Raw genomic sequence first — 17,187 nt, 5'->3', positions numbered from 1 at the left:
AAAACCTCCTGATATGACTGGTAAGGGTTCGCGCCGCCTGCCCGGCAGGCGGCGCGGACCGAGCCCTAACGATACGCCTTATTTGATACGCCTTACTTGCGCGGCGCTTTCAGCGCGGCGTGATAGCGGCTCACGTAGGTGTCGAAATCCTCGGTGTCCGACTGCTCCAGGCGCAGCTGTTCGGCGGCGGACTGCACCGCCGCCTGCTGATAGGCCGCCGCCACATCGGCCGGCAGCGGTTGCGCGCGCAGCGTATCCGCATGCTTGCGGCTGAGCGCCAGCGAGTAGTCGTGGAACGACAGGCCGCTGTCCTTCAATTCGGCCAGCAGGCGCGCCGACGGCGTGGTGTCGGGACGGTCGAGCTTGTCGCGCTGCGCGGCGAGGGCGTCGGCATACGCGCTGCCGCCCATCACGCTGTCGTACAGCGCGGCGTAGGGCGCGATCTGGTCCAGCAGTTCATGGCCCCATTGCGACAGGCCGATGGCCTGGCCTTCGCGGTCCAGCATGAGGCCGGGCGTGCGGCCTTCCTTGACCACGATCGAGAAATTGTCGGCGCTGCGCTGACAGTAGCCGTTGGCCGGGAAAAAGGGGCTGTCGGAGGCCGTGCAGAACAGCAGGAAAGCGTCGACGAAGCGGGCGGTGGCCGGTTCGATGCCCACGGGCGAATACGGATCGATGTCCAGGCAGCGCACTTCCACGTACTGCACGCCGCGCTCGGCCAGCGCCGTGATGGGGCGTTCGCAACGGCCGGTGGCGCGCTTGGGGCGGATGCTGGAGTAGTACTCGTTTTCGATCTGCAGCACGTTGGTGTTGAGCTGGATCCATTCGCCGTTGCGATGCGTGCCGATCTTCTGGTAATCAGGCCAGGGCTGCGTCACGGCGCCGTACAGGCGGCCGAGGAAGGTGTCCAGGTCGTTGTAGCAGAGCTTGAGCTGCGACTGCGCCTTGTTCTGGTAGCCCAGGTCGCTCATGCGCAGGCTGGTGGCGTACGGCAGGTACAGCGTGTGGTCGCCCAGCTTTTCCAGCGCATGGTCCTGGCCTTGCAGGAAATCGCTGGCCAGCGCGGGCGCTGACCCGAACAGATACATCAGCAGCCACGAATAGCGCGTGAAGTTGCGGATCAGGCCGATGTAGCCGCGCGAGCGGCGGTCCTGGTCCGAGCCCGGTTGCGTATCGAGCACCGACCACAGGGCTTCGGGCAGGGAGAAGTTGTAGTGCACGCCGGCGATGCACTGCATCGTCTTGCCGTAGCGCTCGGCCAGGCCGCGGCGGTAGACGTGCTTGAGCATGCCGGTGTTGGACGTGCCGTACCAGGCGATGGGGATTTCCGGTTCGGGCGGCAGCGTGGCCGGCATGGACTGGTTCCAGATCAGTTCATGGTCCAGCACGCCGTAGACGTGGCGGTGGGTATCGGCAAGCTCGGACAGCAGCGCGTCCACATCCTGGTGCGTGCCCGTGATCAGTTCGAGCAGCGATTCGGAATAATCGGTGGTGACGTGTTCGTTCGTCAGCGCCGAGCCCAGGCCGGCGGGGTGCGGCGTGCGGGCCAGGATGCCCTGTTCGTCCACGCGCAGGCCTTCTTTCTCGATGCCCCGCAGGGTCTGGGTCAGCAGCGAGCGGTTGGCCTCTAGGCGGGCGAGGCGGTTGGCGGCAGTATCGGTCACGGAGTGTTCTCGTTGGGGGCTGTCGCCGGATTTTACGGGGTGCTGGCCTCCTGTGCAGAGGGAACCAGTACTGGGGACAGGGACAATGCCTGGGCGGTGCGCGCCAGCCATTCGTCCAGGTCAGCATAGACCGGATCGGCGATGGGGGCGGTCTCGTTGAAGATCTCGTGCCAGGCGGTGTCGTACCAGCGCAGGGTCAGCAGTTCGGCCGGCGCCCGCTGGGCGAACTGGCGGCTGCCTTCGGCGGCCACGATGGAATCGTCGCCGGCCACCATCAGCAGGGTGCGGCAGGGCAGCAGGGTGGCTTCGTGCAGGGCCTGCCGTCCGGCTTCGTCCACGAAGCGGGCCAGCCGGCCGGTCATCCGGCGCCGCACCAGGGGATCGGCGCGGTAAGCCTTCACGACGGCGCGGTCATGGGAGATGCGGGCCGGGGCCAGGCCGTGCGGCACGCGCAGGTCGGGCGCGTGCAGGGACATCCATGTCAGGGTGCGGCGCACCCAGAGCGGGACATTGACGGCAAAGGGCGGCGAGCTGAGCACCAGCCCGTCCAGGGGCGCCAGGCGATGCTGGGCGATGCGCACGGCGACCAGCGCGCCCAGGCTGTGGCCCAACAGGATGGGCGGCCGCCCGCAAGCCCGCGTCCAGGCGTGCAGCCTGTCCACGGCGTCGGTGACCAGGTCTTCCTGGTGCCGCAGCGTGGCCGGGTGACCGCCCGAGCGGCCATGGCCGCGGTGATCGTGCGCGCCCACCGTCCAGCCGCGGGCGGTCAGCCAGCGCGCCAGCCGGTCATAGCGGCCGGCATGTTCGCTCAGGCCATGCAGGAGGTAGATGCTGGGGCGGCCCACGCCGGGGCAGCCCATGCTGGGGCGGCCCACGCCGGGGCGGCCCGGGTCCGGGTGGCTGGCATCGGGGCGGCTGGCGTCAGCGCGCCCCGCGTCGGGATCATCCCCGCCCGCGATGGGCAGCGGCACGTTGGGCGCCGCCGGCCAGGAATAATTGGCGAGCGGCGTGCCGTCGGGCGCGGGGGCCATGGAAATCGGCGACAATTTCTGGATTCCTCGAAATGACTGGACCTTGCGGGTTCTCGGGTAATGACGATTTCATCGCTGTTTCGTTTCATGTTCAAGAAAGCGGGCGTTTTTTTGGCGCTGGCGCTGGTCTTGGCCGCCTGCTCGCCCAGTTACAACTGGCGCGAGATGGACGTGGCCGACGGCCATGTGCGCGCGGCGTTCCCCGCCCGGGTGTCGACCGAAACCCGGGAACTGAGGCTGGACACGCACACGCTGCCCTTCACCCTGGCCAGCGCCACCGTCGGCGAAGCGGTGTTTGCCGTGGGGTCGGCGCCCCTGCCGCCCGAGATCGCGGCCAGTCCCGCGGCGCGGCAGGCGCTGGGCGTGGCGCTGATGCGATCGCTCTACGCCAACATGCAGGCGCCGCCGCCCAAGGAATGGCCGGCCTTCGGACAGGATATCGAGGTGCACGGCAAGGCGGTCGGCAAGCCGGGCTGGCTGCATGCCAAGGTCTGGGTCACCGACACCATGCTGATCGAGGCGGTGGCCGCCGGCACCGAGGAAAGCCTGCCCGCCGAGCGCGCGCGCGAATTCCTGCGGTCGGTCGTCCTCAAGCCTTGAGCGGTTCAAGCAGGCCCAGCCGCAGGGCCGCGACCACCGCCGCGCGCCGGCCGCGCACGCCCAGCCGGGCGCAGGCGTTGCGCAGGTGGAAATTCACGGTGCTTTCGCTGACGCCCAATATGCGGGACGTTTCCCAACTGGTCTTGCCCGCGGCCGACCATCGCAGGCACGCGGCCTGGCGGTCGGACAGGCCCACGCCTGAGGGCGGGACGGCGCTGCGGATGGCGCAACGCGATGGGTGGGCAAGAAGGCGCATCGGTGTGGCGGACATGGCGGCGGGGGCGGGGCGCCCGGTTGTGGACAAGGCCCCATGCTGCGGCGTCGGCCTCTGCCCGCGCAAGCAACGATGCCGTGACGCATCGGTCTTTTTATCTTTGACGGAATAGTTGCATGTTGGCCATCGCGCAGTTCTATTTGTCAGCCATCGTGCTGATGTTGCCGCTGCTTTCCTGCGTGGGCATCGGGCTTTTCTGGGGCAAGCGCGATCTGCCCTTCGGCGGCAGCTTCATCACCACGCTGGTGACGTCCGTGACCACGCCCGCGCTGGTGTTCCACACCTTCGTCACCACGCGCCTGGACGACCGCGCGCTGGCCGACGTGGCCGCCGCGACGCTGATCGCCCTGCTGCTGTGCGCGCTGGTCAGCGCGGCGTTGCTCAAGGCCTGGAAACTGCCGGTGCTGAGCCTCTTGCCCACGGCCTTCCTGCCGAACGCCGGCAACCTGGGGCTGCCGATTTCGCAGCTGGCATTCGGCGACGCCGGCCTGTCCGTGGCCGTGGCGTTTTTCGCCGTGAACTCGTTCGTGATGCACACCATCGCGGTGCGCCTGCTGCCGGGCGTGAACACGAAGGGAAGCTGGAAGAGTCCGATTCTGCTGGCGTCGGTGGTGGCCGTGGCGATGCGCCTGCTGCACATCCCGGTCCCGGCGTGGGTCATCGAGACGGCGCGCATGCTGGGCGCGGTCACCGTCCCGCTGATGCTGCTGAGCCTGGGCCACGCGCTTGCGCTCATTCCCTCCAATGGCATGCGCGACGGCGCCAAGGTCGGGGCGATCCGCCTGGTGGTGGGGCTGGCGGCGGGGCTGGCGGTGGCGTGGGCGCTGGACCTGGAGCCGGTGCTGGCCGGCGCGCTGACGCTGCAGATGGCCATGCCCTGCGCGGTGGTCAGCTACATGTACACCCGGCGCTACACGCCGCTGGGCGATACCGCGGCGGGCGCCGTGCTGGTGTCCACCGTGGTGTTCCTGCTGCTGGCGCCGCTGATGCTGTGGTTCACCCACGGGCATTAGGGCGCCCGGCGGCGGGTCAGCCGGCGCCGGCCAGCGTGCGCAGTTGCGCCATCAGCGCATCGGGCAGGTCCAGGCCGTGCTTGACGGCCTCGTCGCGCAGCTTGCGCCGGCGGTCGCCCGGCAGGCGCACGCCCTCGTCCTCGAGCATCGCGTCGACCAGCGTTTCCACGCGTTCCAGATACACGTCGTTGCCCGCCAACGCATTGGGGTCGATCGCCATGAACGCCTGCCCCAGGCGCGCCGGGCCGCCTTCGTCCACGAAGAACGACTCGTTTTCGTTGCCAAAGCGCGCGCCGGTCAGCGCGCACGCCATGAGTTCAACGATGAGGGCAAGCATGGCGCCCTTGACGCCGCCTGCGGGCAGCATGCTGCCGGCAAGACCCGCCTTCGGATCGGTGGTCGGCTGGCCCTGCGCATCCAGCGCCCAGCCCAGCGGGATCGGCTGGTTGTCGCGCGCCGCGATCATGAGCTTGCCGCGCGCCACCTGCGACAGCGACAGGTCGATGACCAGCCGTGCGCCGCCGCGGCGCGGGAAGATCGCCGCGATGGGGTTGGTGCCGAACAGCGGGCGCTTGCCGCCCCACGCCGGCATGGCGGCGGGCGAGTTGCTGAGCGCCAGCCCCACCATGCCGGCATCGGCCAGGGCTTCGAGGTGGTAGGCGGCCTCGCCGAAATGATGGCTGTTGGCCACGCCGACGAACGCCACGCCATGTTCGCGGGCGCGCACGGTGGCCTGTTCGACCGCCAGGGCGCAGGCCGGGAAGGCCAGGCCCGAGCCCGCGTCGATCAGGGCCGCGCCGCCGCGCTCGTTCACGATGCGGGGCACGGCCGAGCCGATGGCGCGGCCGGTGCGCAGGTGCCCCGCGTAGAACGGCACGCGCGACAGCCCATGGGAGCTGAGTCCCTGACTTTCCGCGAAGACCAGGGCGCGCGCGGTGCTGTCGGCCATGGCCGGATTGGCGCCGGCGGCGGCGAGGCCGGCGGCGGCCAGGTGTTGGAGTTCGTCCAGATAGATGTGAGCCATATCCTTCCTGTCGTGGGAGGCGCGCCGCGCCTCGTCAGCGTGCGCGGGCGTCGAGCGCCATTGTCACACCGGCGGCCACCATGTCGGAAACGCGCGTGTTGGCCTCCTGCGTGAGTCCGGCGATGTGCGGGGTGAGGATCAGGTTCGGCGCCTGCGCCAGCGGGCTGCCCGCGGGCAGCGGTTCCTGTTCGAACACGTCCAGCGCGGCGCCGCGCAGCCGCCCGGCGCGCAGCGCGTTTGCGAGTGCGGCTTCGTCCACGATGCCGCCGCGCGAGGTATTGATGAGGACGGCCCCTGCACGCATGCGGTCGATGCGCGCGGCGTCCAGCAGGTGCCGGGTCTCGGGCGTGAGGGGCACGTGCAGCGTCACCACGTCCGCCTGCGCGAGCAGGTCGTCCAGCGGCAGCGGCTCGGCGCCGGTTTCCTGCCATACGGGATGGCCGGGCGGCAGGGCGGCGTCGCTGCCCACGACGCGCATGCCCAGTCCGCGCGCGAGCTGGGCGGCCAGGCGGCCGATGCCGCCGAATCCCACCACGCCCAGCGTGCGGCCGTGCGCCTCCAGGCCCTGGGAAAGCGCGTTGCGGGGCCACTTGCCCGCCGCGACGTCCGCCGTGGACGCGTAGGCGCCGCGCAACAGCGACAGCATCGTGCCGATGACGTACTCGGCCACGGCGCGGGCATTGGCGCCTGTCGCGGGAATGACCGTGATGCCGCGCGCCTCGCAGCCGGGCAGGTCGATGTTGTCCAGCCCGACCCCCAGCCTGCCCACCGCGAGCAGGCGCGGCGCGGCCGCCAGCAGCTCGGCGTTCACCTGGCTGCGGTTGCGCACGATGAGGGCGTCGGCGTGCGCGGCGGCGTCGAGCAGTGCGCCGCGCCGCTCGACCAGGTCAGGCTCGTAGCGCACGTCGAACCGTTGCCGCAAGGCATCGACCGCGGGCGCGTCCATGAACTCCGATATCAGTACTTGCATCTGCCAGGCTCCTCTTCGTGGTGGGCAGTGTGGCCGCTCAGGCGACCTGGATGTTGGCGTCGCGGATGATCTTGGCCCAGCGGTCGACCTCGGACTTCAGGTAGGCGCCGAACTCCTGCGGACCGCGCGGCTGGGGCACGAAGCCCAGTTGCTGCAGGGCCTGCTGCATGGCGGGCTGCGAGACCTGCTTGACGATCGCGCTGCCGATGCGCTGGACCAGCTCGGGCGGCGTGCCGGCGGGCGCGAGCACACCGGTGAAGTTTTCGACGATCAGGTCCGGCAGGCCGACTTCGGCCGTGGTCGGCAGGTCCGGCAAGTCATTGCTGCGTTTGCGCGTGGTGATCGCCAGCGCGCGCAGCGACCCGTTCTTCACGTGCGCCAGCGATTCGGGATAGTTGGAGAACACCACGTCCAGGTGCCCGCCGATCAGGTCGGTGAGCGAAGGCGCGCCGCCCTTGTACGGGACATGCATCAGCGGGACGCCGGTCAGCTTCTGGTAGAGCGCGAGCGTCAGGTGCGGCGGCGTGCCGTTGCCGCTGGAGCCTGCCGACAGCGGCTTGGCCTTGGCCGCGCGCGCCAGGTCGTCCATGCTCTTGATGGGGCTCTTGGCGTTGACCACCACCATGATGGGCGAAGAGGCCAGGCCGGCCAGCGGCGTCAGGTCGCGGGTCAGGTCGTAGCCCGCCTTGCCCGCGAACAGCGTGGCGTTGGCCGCATGCGACAGGGTGATGGCCAGCCAGGTGTAGCCGTCGGGCGCGGAATGCGAGACGTGCGCGGCGCCGATGTTGGCGCTGCCGCCCGGCTTGTTCTCGACTACGACGTTCCAGCGTTCGGCGTCCGCCAGCGCCTTGCCGACCTGCCGTGCGGCCACGTCGGTCAGCCCGCCGGGCGGGAAGGGCACCACGTAGTTGATGGGGCGTTCGGGCCAGGCGCCTTTCTGCGCCAGGGCCCGCTCCCACGGGGCCAACGCACAGAGACCGGCGGCGCCCAGGGCGCCCAGCAGGCGACGGCGCTGCGCATCTTGCAGGGGGTAATGCGGTTCGCTACTCATCTGTCTTCCTCCTTGGGGATAACGCCCGGGTAGGAATGCATACGCCTATGCTGCCGCGGTCTGCGCCCGGGTCTGCTGGTTCTTGTAGGTGATGCCGCGATGATGCCGCGAGGGGAGGCCGGCGCGTCCTCCTTGACGCGCCGGCCGGGCCGGGCGCTAGGCGCTTTCGAAGATCCGCGTAAGGACGAACTCGCGGTGGCCCAAGGCCTCGGCGGCGGTCCAGCGGCCGTTGGCGGTGGCCAGCATGCATTCGAGCAGCTTGTCGCCGGCCTGGTTCAGGTCGATCTCGCGCTGCAGGAGGCCGCTGGTGTCCACGTCTATGTGTTCGGACATGGTGCGCACGGTGCGCGGATTGGCGCAGATCTTGATGACCGGCAGGATCGGATTGCCGATCACGTTGCCCTGGCCGGTGGGGAAGAAGTGCACGGCATAGCCCGAGGCGGCGCACAGGGTCACCATCTCGGCCGCCGCCGAGGACGAGTCCATGAACCACAAGCCGGGGCCGTCCGGCATTTCGGCCTTGTCGATGACGCCGTCCACGCGGCATTTCTTGCCGATTTTCTGGATGTTGCCCAGCGCCTTTTCCTCGATGGTCGTCAGCCCGCCGGCGATGTTGCCCTTGGTGGGCTGGGACTCGGACAGGTCGCTGGTCTTCCAGCGGTCGATCATGGCCTGGTAGCGGTCGAACATGAACATGAATTTTTCGCGCACGGCATCGTTGGCGCAGCGCTCGGCCACGATGTGTTCGCCGCCGGTGAGTTCGGACGTCTCGCCGAACACCAGGGTGGACCCCAGCGCATAGAGCTTGTCGAAGGCATTGCCGACCGTGGGGTTGGCGCCGCAGCCGGAGGTGGTGTCGGATTCGCCGCACTTGGTCGAGACCCACAGGTCCGAGATCGGGCATTCGCTGCGCGTGAGCGCCGTGGCGTAGTGCACGTATTCCTTGGCGCAGCGCGAGGCGCGCATGATGGTGTCGTGGTCGCCGTGCAGTTCGATGGAAAAGCCCATGACGGGCTTGCCCGTGGCGGCGATGCCGTCCACGACGCGCTTGGTCCAGCCTTCCTCGATGCCGATCACGACCACGGCCGCGACGTTGGGGTTACAGCCGGTGCCGATCAGGGTGCGGAAATGCAGCTCCAGGTCTTCGCCGAACTGGAGCCGGCCATAGGGATGAGGCAGGGCCAGGGTGCCCTTGATGTTGTTGGCGACGGCTTCGGCGGCGGCATTGGAGATGTCGTCCACGGGCAGGACGATGACGTGGTTGCGCACGCCGACCCGGCCGTTGTCGCGGCGATAGCCTTGGAAGGTGGTCTGGGCATTGATGATGGACATGGTGGATTCCTGTGCGATGGGGGGACGCTTACCAGCGCTTGGTCTTGATGTTGTGCACATGGGCGTGCTGGCCGGCCTTGATGGGCGCCACCACGCGGCCGATGTCGACGCCATACTTGAAGACCGTGTCGCCGACGTCCATGTCCTTCATCGCCACTTTGTGGCCGATGGGAATGTCCTGCGACGCGCGCACATGGATGATCTTGTCTTCATCCATGATCCAGGCGTTCAGTTCCGTTCCGGCGGTCAGGCCCTCCACCACGGCGACCGCCACCGTGTCCTTCGCATCGTGCAATACGGCGTGAATCATTGTCTTCCTCTCTGGGGTCAGGAGCGCCGCCGGGCTGTTGCTCGCGGCGCGGATCACAACGGCCAGGAAATCTTAGGCCGGTGTTTTTTCAAAGTCAACTAAATCATATAGATGAATTACATGACTTGAGGAGATCCGGCCCGCGCCGCTACACTGGGGGTCCGTGAATATTGCGATGCACCCATGAACACCAGCCTGTCACCGACTGTGCCTTTGGGCAGTCCCTTGTACGAACAGGTCAAGCAGGCCGTGCTTGCCGCGCTGGCGCAGGGCGAGTGGAAGCAGGGCGAGGCGATCCCGCCCGAGAAACACCTGGCCGAGCGGTTCGGCGTATCGATCGGCACCCTGCGCAAGGCCATCGACGAACTGGCGGCCGAGAACATCCTGGTGCGCCATCAGGGGCGGGGCACCTACGTGGCGGTGCATACGCGCAACCACCACTTCTTCAAGTTTTTCCGCATCGTCGGGCAGGATGGCAGCAAGTCCTATCCGACCACCCAACTGGTGCGCTTTCGCCGCGTGAAGGCGTCGGCGGTGGCGCGCGAAAAGCTGGCGCTGCCGGCGGGCGCCCTGGTGTACGAGTTCCTGAACGTGCTGTCGCTCAACGGCGACGTGGTCATGGCCGACGACGTCTGCCTGCCGGAATCGCGCTTTCCGGGGCTGACCGAAGCGCACCTGCGCGAACGCACCAGCACGCTGTACGCGCTGTACCAGGACCTCTTCGGCGTGAACGTCATTGCCACCGACGAGCGCCTGCGGACCTGCCTGGCCGAGCGCACGCAGGCGCGCTGCCTGGGCGTTCCCGAGGGCAGCGCACTGCTGGAGATCCGCCGCATCGCGTTTTCGTACAACCGCCAGCCGGTGGAGTGGCGGGTGTCGCGCGTGAATACCGAACGCTACGAATACCTGGGCCAGGAGCCCTGGGAGGCCGGCGCCGCGTCCTGAAGCAGGGATTCAGGCATCCGCCGCGCGGGGACGCGAGGCCCCGATCGCGTGGCGGGCGGCGGATTGCCCCGCCTGCAAGCAGTGCTAGAATTCCTGCCGCACTACCCATTTTCGGCGCCGATTTGCCTGATCCGCTTGCGGGCGCCTTCCAATAAATCCAGCTAAAGAGGTCCGTATGACCACTCCTGCCCAGAATTTGGCCGGTGATTCGGCCAGCGGGTTCGTACCCGCAACCGTCACGACCGCCGATACCGTTGATCCCGGTTCGGTCGGCCTCGTTTCCCCCACCTTCATCCGTTTCGACGAGCCGCTGCCTTTGCTGAGCGGCCAATCGCTGGCGTCGTACGAGCTGGCCGTCGAGACCTACGGCACGCTCAATGCGCAGCGCACCAACGCCGTCCTCATCTGCCACGCGCTCAATGCCTCGCACCACGTCGCGGGGCAGGCCGCGGACAACCCCGCCGACCTCGGCTGGTGGGACAACATGGTGGGCCCGGGCAAGCCGGTGGACACCAACCGCTTCTTCGTGATCGGCGTGAACAACCTGGGCTCCTGCTTCGGCTCGACAGGGCCGGCCAGCATCAATCCCGAGACCGGCAAGCCCTGGGGCGCCGCGTTCCCGGTGCTGACGGTGGAAGACTGGGTGCGGGCGCAGGCGCGGGTGGCGGACCACTTCGGCATCGAACGCTTTGCCGCCGTGATGGGCGGATCGCTGGGCGGCATGCAGGCCCTGAGCTGGTCCATCACCTTGCCCGAGCGCGTGGCCAACTGCATCGTCATCGCCAGCACGCCGCGCCTGTCCGCGCAGAACATCGGCTTTAACGAAGTGGCGCGCCGCGCCATCATCACCGACCCGGATTTCCACGGCGGCGACTACTACGCGCAGGACACCGTGCCGCGCCGCGGCCTGTCGGTGGCGCGCATGATCGGCCACATCACGTATCTGTCCGATGACGACATGGCCGAAAAGTTCGGCCGCGCGCAGCGCGCGCCCGCCGAGAACGGCGCCTACCGCTACGGCTACGACGTGGAGTTCGAGGTGGAGTCGTACCTGCGCTACCAGGGCGAAAAGTTCACCCGCTATTTCGACGCCAACACCTATCTGCTGATCACCCGCGCGCTCGACTACTTCGATCCGGCCCGCACCACGGGCGGCGACCTGGCCCGGGCGCTGGCGCCCGCGAAATCCAATTTCCTGCTGGTGTCGTTTTCGACCGATTGGCGCTTTCCGCCCGAGCGCTCGCGCGAGATCGTGCGCGCGCTGCTCAAGAACGGCAGCCCCGTCACCTACGCCGAGATCGACGCGCCGCACGGGCACGACGCCTTCCTGCTGGAAGACGCCCGCTACCATGCCGTGGTCCGGGGCTACTACGAACGCATCGCGCGCGAGCTGGGCCTGGATGCGGCCGACCTGACCGAAGGACAACCCCAATGACGTCCGTGACACCCCGTTATGCGCACGGCGCGCTGCGGCCCGACCTCGCGCGCATCGCCGGATGGATCGAACCGGGCAGCCGCGTCCTGGACCTGGGCTGCGGCGACGGCGCCTTGCTGGCGCATCTGCGCGACCATCGCCAGGTGAAGGGGGCAGGCGTCGAGCTCGACGATACCTGCGTGATCGCCTGCGTGCGGCGCGGCGTCGAAGTCATCCAGCAGAACCTGGAAGACGGCCTGGCGCTCTTTGACGACAAGCAGTTCGATACGGTCGTGCTGTCGCAGACGCTGCAGTCGATGCACCGGACCGAGCACATCCTGCGCGAAATGGCCCGCGTCGCGCGCCACGGCGTGGTGTCGTTTCCCAACTTCGGCTACTGGCCCCATGGCTGGGCCATCCTGCGCGGCCGCATGCCCGTGACGGGCCAGATGCCCTACCAGTGGTACAACACGCCCAACATCCACCTGTGCACGCTGCGCGACTTCGAACAGCTTGCCGGCGAGCTGGGCCTGCGCATCCTGGAGCGCGCCACGTTCAACGAAGGCAAGGAAGTCCGGCTCTTCCCGAGCTGGCGCAGCACGCTGGCGGTGTACCGCTTCGCGTCGCCCTGACATTCCGACACGCCTGCTCCTGACGGCGCGGACGAACAGGCCCTAAAATGCCGCAAGCCCGCGGCCAGCGCCTGCGACGCCGCCGGCCACGTTTCAGGAGACCGTCATCACCGCTGTATCCAACGTCTACACCAGCCCCCGCGTCGCCCCGCTGCTGGTCCTGGGTTTTGCCAGCGGCCTGCCGCTCGCCCTGACCAGCGGCACATTGCAGGCGTGGGCCACCGTCGAAGGCGTTCCGCTGCAGGAAATCGGTTTCCTCACCCTCGTGGGCACGGCCTACACCATCAAGTTTCTCTGGGCCCCGCTGGTCGACCGCTTTGTGCCGCCCCTGCTGGGCCGCCGCCGCGGCTGGATGCTGGTCACGCAAATGCTGCTGGCCGTGGCGATCGTGGCGATGGGCGCGCTGTCGCCCTCGTCCGCCCTGATGCCGCTGGCGCTGCTGGCGGTGTTGGTCGCCTTTTTGTCGGCCACGCAGGACATCGCCTTCGACGCCTATTGCACCGACGTGCTGCGCAAGGATGAACGGGGCGCGGGCGCGGCCATCAAGGTCATGGGCTACCGGCTGGCGATGATCGTGTCGGGCGGGCTTGCGCTCATCATGGCGGACCAATGGATAGGGTGGGGCCAGACCTACATGGTGATGGGCGGGCTGATGCTGCTGTGTGCGCTGGCCACCCTGTGGGCGCCCGAGCCCGAGCATGTCGCGCGCGCGCCGCGCAGCCTGCGCGAGGCCGTGGCCGAACCCCTGCACGAATTTTTCACCCGGCGCGGCGCGCTGGCGGTGCTGCTGCTGATCGTGCTGTACAAGCTGGGCGATGCGTTCGCCGGCGCCCTGTCCACCACCTTTCTCATCCGCGGCGCGGGCTTCACGCCGACCGAGGTGGGCACCGTGAACAAGGTGCTGGGGCTGGCCGCGACCATCATCGGCGCGCTGGCGGGGGGCTCGGTCATGGCGCGCTGGGGGCTGTACCGGTCATTGATGGCGTTCGGTCTGCTGCAGGCGGTGTCGAACCTGGCGTACTGGCTGATCGCGGTCAGCCCGAAGAACATCTGGCTAATGGCGACCGGCGTGGGCATCGAGAACCTGTGCGGCGGCCTGGGCACGGCGTCTTTCGTGGGCCTGTTGATGGCGCTGTGCCGGCAGCGGTTCTCGGCCACGCAGTTTGCGCTGCTGTCGGCCCTGTCGGCCGTGGGCCGCACGTACCTGGCCGGGCCGCTCACGCCGCCGTTGGTCTTGCACCTGGGCTGGCCCGGGTTTTTCCTGCTGACGGTGGCCATCGCCGTGCCCGGCCTGGTGCTGCTGAAGGTCTTGCGCGGCACCATCGACGCCATGGAGAAACAGGGCGAGGCGTAGTCCGCGCCACGCCCCACCCTGCACGAAGGCGGCGCGCGAACGCCGCCTTTTTTGTTGGCCGCGGCGTGGCGCGGACTACGCCTCGCCCGACAGCCTGACGATCAGCACGTCGCTGGGCAGGGATTCCAGCAGCCGCTCGGCCACGCTGCCGATGGCGGTGCGCAGGATGCCCGTGCGGCCATGGGTGCCGGTGACGACCAGGTCGGACCGGTGGGTGAACGAATACTCGGCCAGCACGGTTTCGGGCTGACCGGCCTCCAGCACGACCTTGGTCGGCATGCCCTTGGGCAGTTCGGGCGTTTCCGCGATGAAACGCTGGGCGCATTGTTCCGCGGTCTTGTAGAAGCTGCTGACGACGGCATCATCGGGCACGTTCAGGTTCTGGAACGGCACTTCGTAGGCGTTGAACAGCGTCAGTTCGGCATTGGGGACCAGTTGCAGCGCCGCGCGCAACGCCTGGCGCGAGCCGTCCGAGAAGTCGGTGGCGACCAGCACGTCGCGGTAGGGCCTGCGCGGACGGTTCTTGACGACCAGCACCGGCTGGCGCGCCTGGCGGGCCAGTTTTTCGACGGTGGTGCCCAGCAGCAGGCGGCCCAGCGTTTCCTGGCGGGCGATGCCGGCCACGATCAGCGAGCAGCCGAAGGTGTCGGCGGTTTCGAGGATGCTGGCGACGGGATCGCCCTTGGCGACCACGACTTCGGCAGGGACGTCGGCGGCGGCCACGTCTTCGGCAAGCTCGCGTTCGACGAGGGCCTTGTGGTCAGGCGACATGCGACGCCAGACCGGCGTGGTCAGCCGCGCCGGCGTGGCATGGGATTCCATGACATGCAGCACGATCAGCCTGGTGTTCAGTTCCTTGGTCAACTGCAGGGCGCGATCCAGGGCTCTGTCGCCGCGCGCACTCAGGTCCGTGGCCAGAAGGATGGGGCCAATTTGCTGTGTCATACCTAATCTCCCGGTGATGGCCAGAGAGGCGGCTCCCGCGTCCGCGCTGCCTGGCCCATTAGCGCCCGGTTGGGCTCGTCTCCATTGTCTCGCTGCGACACGAGGCTGGGCTTGATCGATATCAACGCACATCCGAGCGTACGGGATGCGGCGCGCGCAGGCAATGGCGCGGCCCCGGGCCAGGCTCAATACAATGGGGCCTGCCTCAGCCCCTGCCCACCTATGTTTACCGATCTTTCGCCCGTTCTCCTGCATACGCTGTACCTGGTCGCCATCGTCGCCGAGGCCATGACGGCCGCGCTGTCCGCGGGACGCCGCGATATGGACTGGATGGGTGTCTGCATCATCGCCTGCGTGACCGCGCTGGGCGGCGGGTCGCTGCGCGACGTGCTGCTGGGGCACTATCCGCTGACCTGGGTGGTCCATCCCGAATACCTGTGGATGACGGGCGGCGCGGCGATCCTCACCGCGCTGATCGCGCCGGTCATGCGGCGGCTGCGCAGCGTGTTCCTGCTGGCCGATGCGCTGGGGCTGGTGGCGTTCACCGTCATCGGCTGCCAGGTGGCGCAGATGATGCAGTTGCCGATCACGGTGGTGCTCATCAGCGGCATGATCACCGGGTGCGCCGGCGGGGTGCTGCGGGACGTGCTCTGCAACGAGGTGCCGCTGCTGTTCCGCAAGGAACTCTACGCCAGCGTGTCTCTCGTGACCGGCGCCCTGTATCTGGGGGCCATGCCGCTGGGGTTATCCGCCAACGCCTCGGTGCCGATTGCGCTGGCGGCGGGCCTGACGATGCGCCTGATGGCGTTGCGCTTCAATTGGCAGATGCCGAAGTTCGTGTATCGGGACGACTGGGACTGACGCGCCGGGCCTGCCTGCGGGGAGCAACCCGCCAGTGATGGGGCCGAACCTGGGCTCAACCCGGAGACAACCCGGATACAACCCTGAAGCCCCCGGAGACAACCCGGGAATGCTCCGGAAACAACCGGGAAGCGGCCTGCACACAACCCTGAGACGGCGCGGAAACAACCCGGAAACGCCCCGAAAACAACTCGCAACCCCGATCCAAACTTTTCCCGGATGAAACAGTGTTTCTGCTTGTGTTTCAATAGATTTCTAGTATCTTGTCACGGTCTCATACCATGCATTGCGCAGTAGAAGGGGAGCCGATTGGACGTCAAAGCGCCCGCCACGATTCCATATTTCCTGCAGGAACAGATTCGTGAATTGATAGTGAGCGGCACCATCCGGCCCGGGCAGCCGTTGCGGGAACAGGAACTGGAGCAACGTTTCGGCACCAGCCGCAGCCCCATCCGGGAGGCGCTGCGCCTGCTGGAGTTGAGTGGCCTGGTGACGCACATCCAGCGCAAGGGCTTCCGGGTCACGCTCTACACCGAAACCCAGATTCGCCATCTGTACATGTTGCGCGCGGAACTGGAGGCCTACGGCATCCGGCAGGTCGCTGAAATGCCCGACGTGGGGCCGCTGGTGGCCGAACTGGGCGCCTGTCACGAGACGATCGTGGCGGCAATGGACCGCCGCGATGTGCGCGGGTTCATCGCGGCCTCGCGCGAGTTCTATCTGACGGCGGCGCGCTATACGGGCAACACGCCGCTCACCAGCATGCTCAGCAAGCTGTACGAACAGATCGAGCCGATGGGCTATCTGTTGGCCCGGCAGTCGCTCGAGACCATCAAGATTCCCGCCTACACCGAAGCCATCATCCAGGCGCTGGCCAGCCGGGATTTCGACCGCGCGGCCGACCTGACCCGCAGCTATCTGGTGGAAGTGCTGCCGGCCATCCTGCAGGCCTATCGCGAAGCGTCGCTGGACGCCGCCTGACGCGCGTCAGCGGCGCGGCGGCGTGCGCACTTCGATGCCCGCCTGCTCCAGGGCCCGGCGGATGCCATCGGCAAAGACCAGCGCATTGGGCTGGTCGCCATGGATGCAGAGCGTGTCGGCCCGCACCGGCACGTCCTTGCCGTCCACCGACCGCACCAAGCCTTCCCGCACCATGCGCACGACCTGCGCCACCGCAACATCCACGTCTTCGATCATGGCGCCGGCGCGTGTGCGCGGCGTGAGCGAGCCGTCGTCCTGGTAGGAGCGGTCTGCAAAGACTTCGTTGGCGGCCGCCAGGCCGATCGCGTCCGCGGCGTCGATCAGCTTGCTGCCGGCCAGTCCGTACAGGATCAGCGAGGCATCCACGTCCTTCACCGCCTGGCAGATGGCCTGCGCCAGCTTTTCGTCCTTGGCCGCCATGTTGTAGAGCGCGCCGTGGGCCTTCACGTGATGCAGGCGCGCGCCCTGAGACGCCGCCACGCCGGCCAGGGCGCCGATCTGATACACGACGATGTCATAGGCCTCGTCGGGGCTGATCTGCATGACGCGGCGGCCAAAGCCCGCCAGGTCCTGCAGGCTGGGGTGGGCGCCCAGCGCCACGCCCTGCGCCAGCGCCGCCGCCACGGTCTTGCGCATGGTGGCGGGGTCGCCGCCGTGAAAACCGCAGGCGATATTGGCGGAACTGACGTATTGCAGCACCGCCGCGTCGTTGCCCATGGTCCAGGCGCCATAGCTTTCGCCCATGTCGCAGTTCAAGTCGATGCGGGTGGTCATGGCGGTTTCCTT

The 17,187-nt window shown here is 68.1% G+C and carries 18 protein-coding genes and 1 riboswitch; of the genes, 8 read left to right on the top strand and 10 right to left on the bottom strand.

Annotated elements, in window-relative coordinates; all coding sequences use genetic code 11:
- Positions 1-92: 92 nt before the first annotated feature.
- Both gshA and ACZ50Q_RS26155 read right to left on the bottom strand, forming a co-directional pair.
- Positions 93-1,664, bottom strand: coding sequence for a glutamate--cysteine ligase (gene gshA, locus ACZ50Q_RS26160; RefSeq protein ID WP_464079967.1), 1,572 nt, complete (start codon positions 1,662-1,664; stop codon positions 93-95).
- A gap of 32 nt (positions 1,665-1,696) precedes the next feature.
- Positions 1,697-2,710 (bottom strand): alpha/beta hydrolase, encoded by a 1,014-nt coding sequence (locus ACZ50Q_RS26155; protein ID WP_464079966.1) that lies wholly within the window; start codon positions 2,708-2,710, stop codon positions 1,697-1,699.
- A 45-nt stretch (positions 2,711-2,755) separates the two neighbouring features.
- On the opposite strand from ACZ50Q_RS26155, the gene ACZ50Q_RS26150 reads away from it, so the two are divergent.
- Positions 2,756-3,295 carry a hypothetical protein gene (locus ACZ50Q_RS26150; protein ID WP_076518620.1) on the top strand — a complete coding sequence of 180 codons (540 nt, stop codon included), beginning with the start codon at positions 2,756-2,758 and terminating at the stop codon, positions 3,293-3,295.
- On the opposite strand, the gene ACZ50Q_RS26145 is transcribed toward ACZ50Q_RS26150, so the two are convergent.
- Positions 3,285-3,551: a helix-turn-helix domain-containing protein gene (locus ACZ50Q_RS26145; RefSeq protein ID WP_371467083.1), complete on the bottom strand. Its 267-nt coding sequence runs from the start codon at positions 3,549-3,551 to the stop codon at positions 3,285-3,287. The two genes, ACZ50Q_RS26150 and ACZ50Q_RS26145, sit on opposite strands and share 11 nt — an antisense overlap.
- A 134-nt stretch (positions 3,552-3,685) precedes the next feature.
- Between ACZ50Q_RS26145 and ACZ50Q_RS26140 the strand changes: the two genes are divergently transcribed.
- Positions 3,686-4,582 carry an AEC family transporter gene (locus ACZ50Q_RS26140; protein WP_464079965.1) on the top strand — a complete coding sequence of 299 codons (897 nt, stop codon included), beginning with the start codon at positions 3,686-3,688 and terminating at the stop codon, positions 4,580-4,582.
- A 16-nt stretch (positions 4,583-4,598) separates the two neighbouring features.
- Here the strand turns inward: ACZ50Q_RS26140 and ACZ50Q_RS26135 are convergent, their stop codons facing one another.
- From ACZ50Q_RS26135 to ACZ50Q_RS26115, 5 genes are all read right to left on the bottom strand, one after another.
- A complete protein-coding gene (locus tag ACZ50Q_RS26135) occupies positions 4,599-5,606 on the bottom strand; it encodes an Ldh family oxidoreductase (RefSeq protein WP_076518623.1) in 1,008 nt (335 codons plus the stop codon).
- A gap of 34 nt (positions 5,607-5,640) precedes the next feature.
- The gene (locus ACZ50Q_RS26130) at positions 5,641-6,576 is read right to left on the bottom strand and encodes a hydroxyacid dehydrogenase (protein WP_464079964.1); all 936 of its coding nucleotides are present in this window, start codon (positions 6,574-6,576) and stop codon (positions 5,641-5,643) included.
- Between the two features lie 37 nt (positions 6,577-6,613).
- Positions 6,614-7,627 carry a Bug family tripartite tricarboxylate transporter substrate binding protein gene (locus ACZ50Q_RS26125; RefSeq protein WP_076518625.1) on the bottom strand — a complete coding sequence of 338 codons (1,014 nt, stop codon included), beginning with the start codon at positions 7,625-7,627 and terminating at the stop codon, positions 6,614-6,616.
- 156 nt (positions 7,628-7,783) lie between these two features.
- A complete protein-coding gene (locus ACZ50Q_RS26120) occupies positions 7,784-8,959 on the bottom strand; it encodes a UxaA family hydrolase (protein ID WP_076518626.1) in 1,176 nt (391 codons plus the stop codon).
- Between the two features lie 28 nt (positions 8,960-8,987).
- Positions 8,988-9,269 carry a UxaA family hydrolase gene (locus ACZ50Q_RS26115; RefSeq protein ID WP_076518627.1) on the bottom strand — a complete coding sequence of 94 codons (282 nt, stop codon included), beginning with the start codon at positions 9,267-9,269 and terminating at the stop codon, positions 8,988-8,990.
- A gap of 183 nt (positions 9,270-9,452) precedes the next feature.
- Here ACZ50Q_RS26115 and ACZ50Q_RS26110 point away from each other — a divergent pair, with 183 nt between their 5' ends.
- From ACZ50Q_RS26110 to ACZ50Q_RS26095, 4 genes are all read left to right on the top strand, one after another.
- Positions 9,453-10,214, top strand: coding sequence for a GntR family transcriptional regulator (locus ACZ50Q_RS26110; protein WP_076518628.1), 762 nt, complete (start codon positions 9,453-9,455; stop codon positions 10,212-10,214).
- A 104-nt stretch (positions 10,215-10,318) separates the two neighbouring features.
- Positions 10,319-10,400: riboswitch (SAM riboswitch) on the top strand.
- Complete coding sequence (metX, locus tag ACZ50Q_RS26105; protein ID WP_172805872.1) at positions 10,390-11,649, top strand: homoserine O-succinyltransferase MetX; 1,260 nt, start codon at positions 10,390-10,392, stop codon at positions 11,647-11,649. (Overlaps the previous riboswitch by 11 nt.)
- Positions 11,646-12,260 carry a methionine biosynthesis protein MetW gene (gene metW / locus ACZ50Q_RS26100; protein ID WP_464079963.1) on the top strand — a complete coding sequence of 205 codons (615 nt, stop codon included), beginning with the start codon at positions 11,646-11,648 and terminating at the stop codon, positions 12,258-12,260. The genes metX and metW overlap by 4 nt, the downstream gene beginning before the upstream one ends.
- 106 nt (positions 12,261-12,366) lie before the next feature.
- Positions 12,367-13,614 carry a muropeptide transporter gene (locus tag ACZ50Q_RS26095; RefSeq protein WP_464082040.1) on the top strand — a complete coding sequence of 416 codons (1,248 nt, stop codon included), beginning with the start codon at positions 12,367-12,369 and terminating at the stop codon, positions 13,612-13,614.
- Positions 13,615-13,689: 75 nt separating this feature from the next.
- Here the strand turns inward: ACZ50Q_RS26095 and ACZ50Q_RS26090 are convergent, their stop codons facing one another.
- Entirely contained in the window at positions 13,690-14,559 is an 870-nt protein-coding gene (locus ACZ50Q_RS26090; protein ID WP_464079962.1) for a universal stress protein, read from the bottom strand.
- A 222-nt stretch (positions 14,560-14,781) separates the two neighbouring features.
- Between ACZ50Q_RS26090 and ACZ50Q_RS26085 the strand changes: the two genes are divergently transcribed.
- Entirely contained in the window at positions 14,782-15,420 is a 639-nt protein-coding gene (locus ACZ50Q_RS26085) for a trimeric intracellular cation channel family protein (RefSeq protein WP_464079961.1), read from the top strand.
- Between the two features lie 309 nt (positions 15,421-15,729).
- Entirely contained in the window at positions 15,730-16,401 is a 672-nt protein-coding gene (locus tag ACZ50Q_RS26080) for a GntR family transcriptional regulator (RefSeq protein ID WP_464079960.1), read from the top strand.
- Between the two features lie 6 nt (positions 16,402-16,407).
- On the opposite strand, the gene ACZ50Q_RS26075 is transcribed toward ACZ50Q_RS26080, so the two are convergent.
- Entirely contained in the window at positions 16,408-17,175 is a 768-nt protein-coding gene (locus ACZ50Q_RS26075) for a LamB/YcsF family protein (protein WP_092579970.1), read from the bottom strand.
- Positions 17,176-17,187: the final 12 nt, after the last annotated feature.

Source organism: Achromobacter sp. T5-5 (genome assembly GCF_055397965.1).
Note: the sequence above shows the minus strand (reverse complement) of the source record. Positions and strands in the feature narration are given on the sequence as shown.

What these genes read in the sequence shown, in the direction of transcription:
- ACZ50Q_RS26090 (WP_464079962.1), bottom strand. Translation starts at nt 14,559, where the DNA reads ATGACACAGCAAATTGGCCCCATCCTTCTGGCCACGGACCTGAGTGCG.
- ACZ50Q_RS26115 (WP_076518627.1), bottom strand. Translation starts at nt 9,269, where the DNA reads ATGATTCACGCCGTATTGCACGATGCGAAGGACACGGTGGCGGTCGCC.
- ACZ50Q_RS26125 (WP_076518625.1), bottom strand. Translation starts at nt 7,627, where the DNA reads ATGAGTAGCGAACCGCATTACCCCCTGCAAGATGCGCAGCGCCGTCGC.
- ACZ50Q_RS26075 (WP_092579970.1), bottom strand. Translation starts at nt 17,175, where the DNA reads ATGACCACCCGCATCGACTTGAACTGCGACATGGGCGAAAGCTATGGC.
- ACZ50Q_RS26085 (WP_464079961.1), top strand. Translation starts at nt 14,782, where the DNA reads ATGTTTACCGATCTTTCGCCCGTTCTCCTGCATACGCTGTACCTGGTC.
- ACZ50Q_RS26135 (WP_076518623.1), bottom strand. Translation starts at nt 5,606, where the DNA reads ATGGCTCACATCTATCTGGACGAACTCCAACACCTGGCCGCCGCCGGC.
- metX (WP_172805872.1), top strand. Translation starts at nt 10,390, where the DNA reads ATGACCACTCCTGCCCAGAATTTGGCCGGTGATTCGGCCAGCGGGTTC.
- ACZ50Q_RS26130 (WP_464079964.1), bottom strand. Translation starts at nt 6,576, where the DNA reads ATGCAAGTACTGATATCGGAGTTCATGGACGCGCCCGCGGTCGATGCC.
- ACZ50Q_RS26120 (WP_076518626.1), bottom strand. Translation starts at nt 8,959, where the DNA reads ATGTCCATCATCAATGCCCAGACCACCTTCCAAGGCTATCGCCGCGAC.
- ACZ50Q_RS26110 (WP_076518628.1), top strand. Translation starts at nt 9,453, where the DNA reads ATGAACACCAGCCTGTCACCGACTGTGCCTTTGGGCAGTCCCTTGTAC.
- ACZ50Q_RS26150 (WP_076518620.1), top strand. Translation starts at nt 2,756, where the DNA reads ATGACGATTTCATCGCTGTTTCGTTTCATGTTCAAGAAAGCGGGCGTT.
- metW (WP_464079963.1), top strand. Translation starts at nt 11,646, where the DNA reads ATGACGTCCGTGACACCCCGTTATGCGCACGGCGCGCTGCGGCCCGAC.
- ACZ50Q_RS26140 (WP_464079965.1), top strand. Translation starts at nt 3,686, where the DNA reads ATGTTGGCCATCGCGCAGTTCTATTTGTCAGCCATCGTGCTGATGTTG.
- ACZ50Q_RS26145 (WP_371467083.1), bottom strand. Translation starts at nt 3,551, where the DNA reads ATGCGCCTTCTTGCCCACCCATCGCGTTGCGCCATCCGCAGCGCCGTC.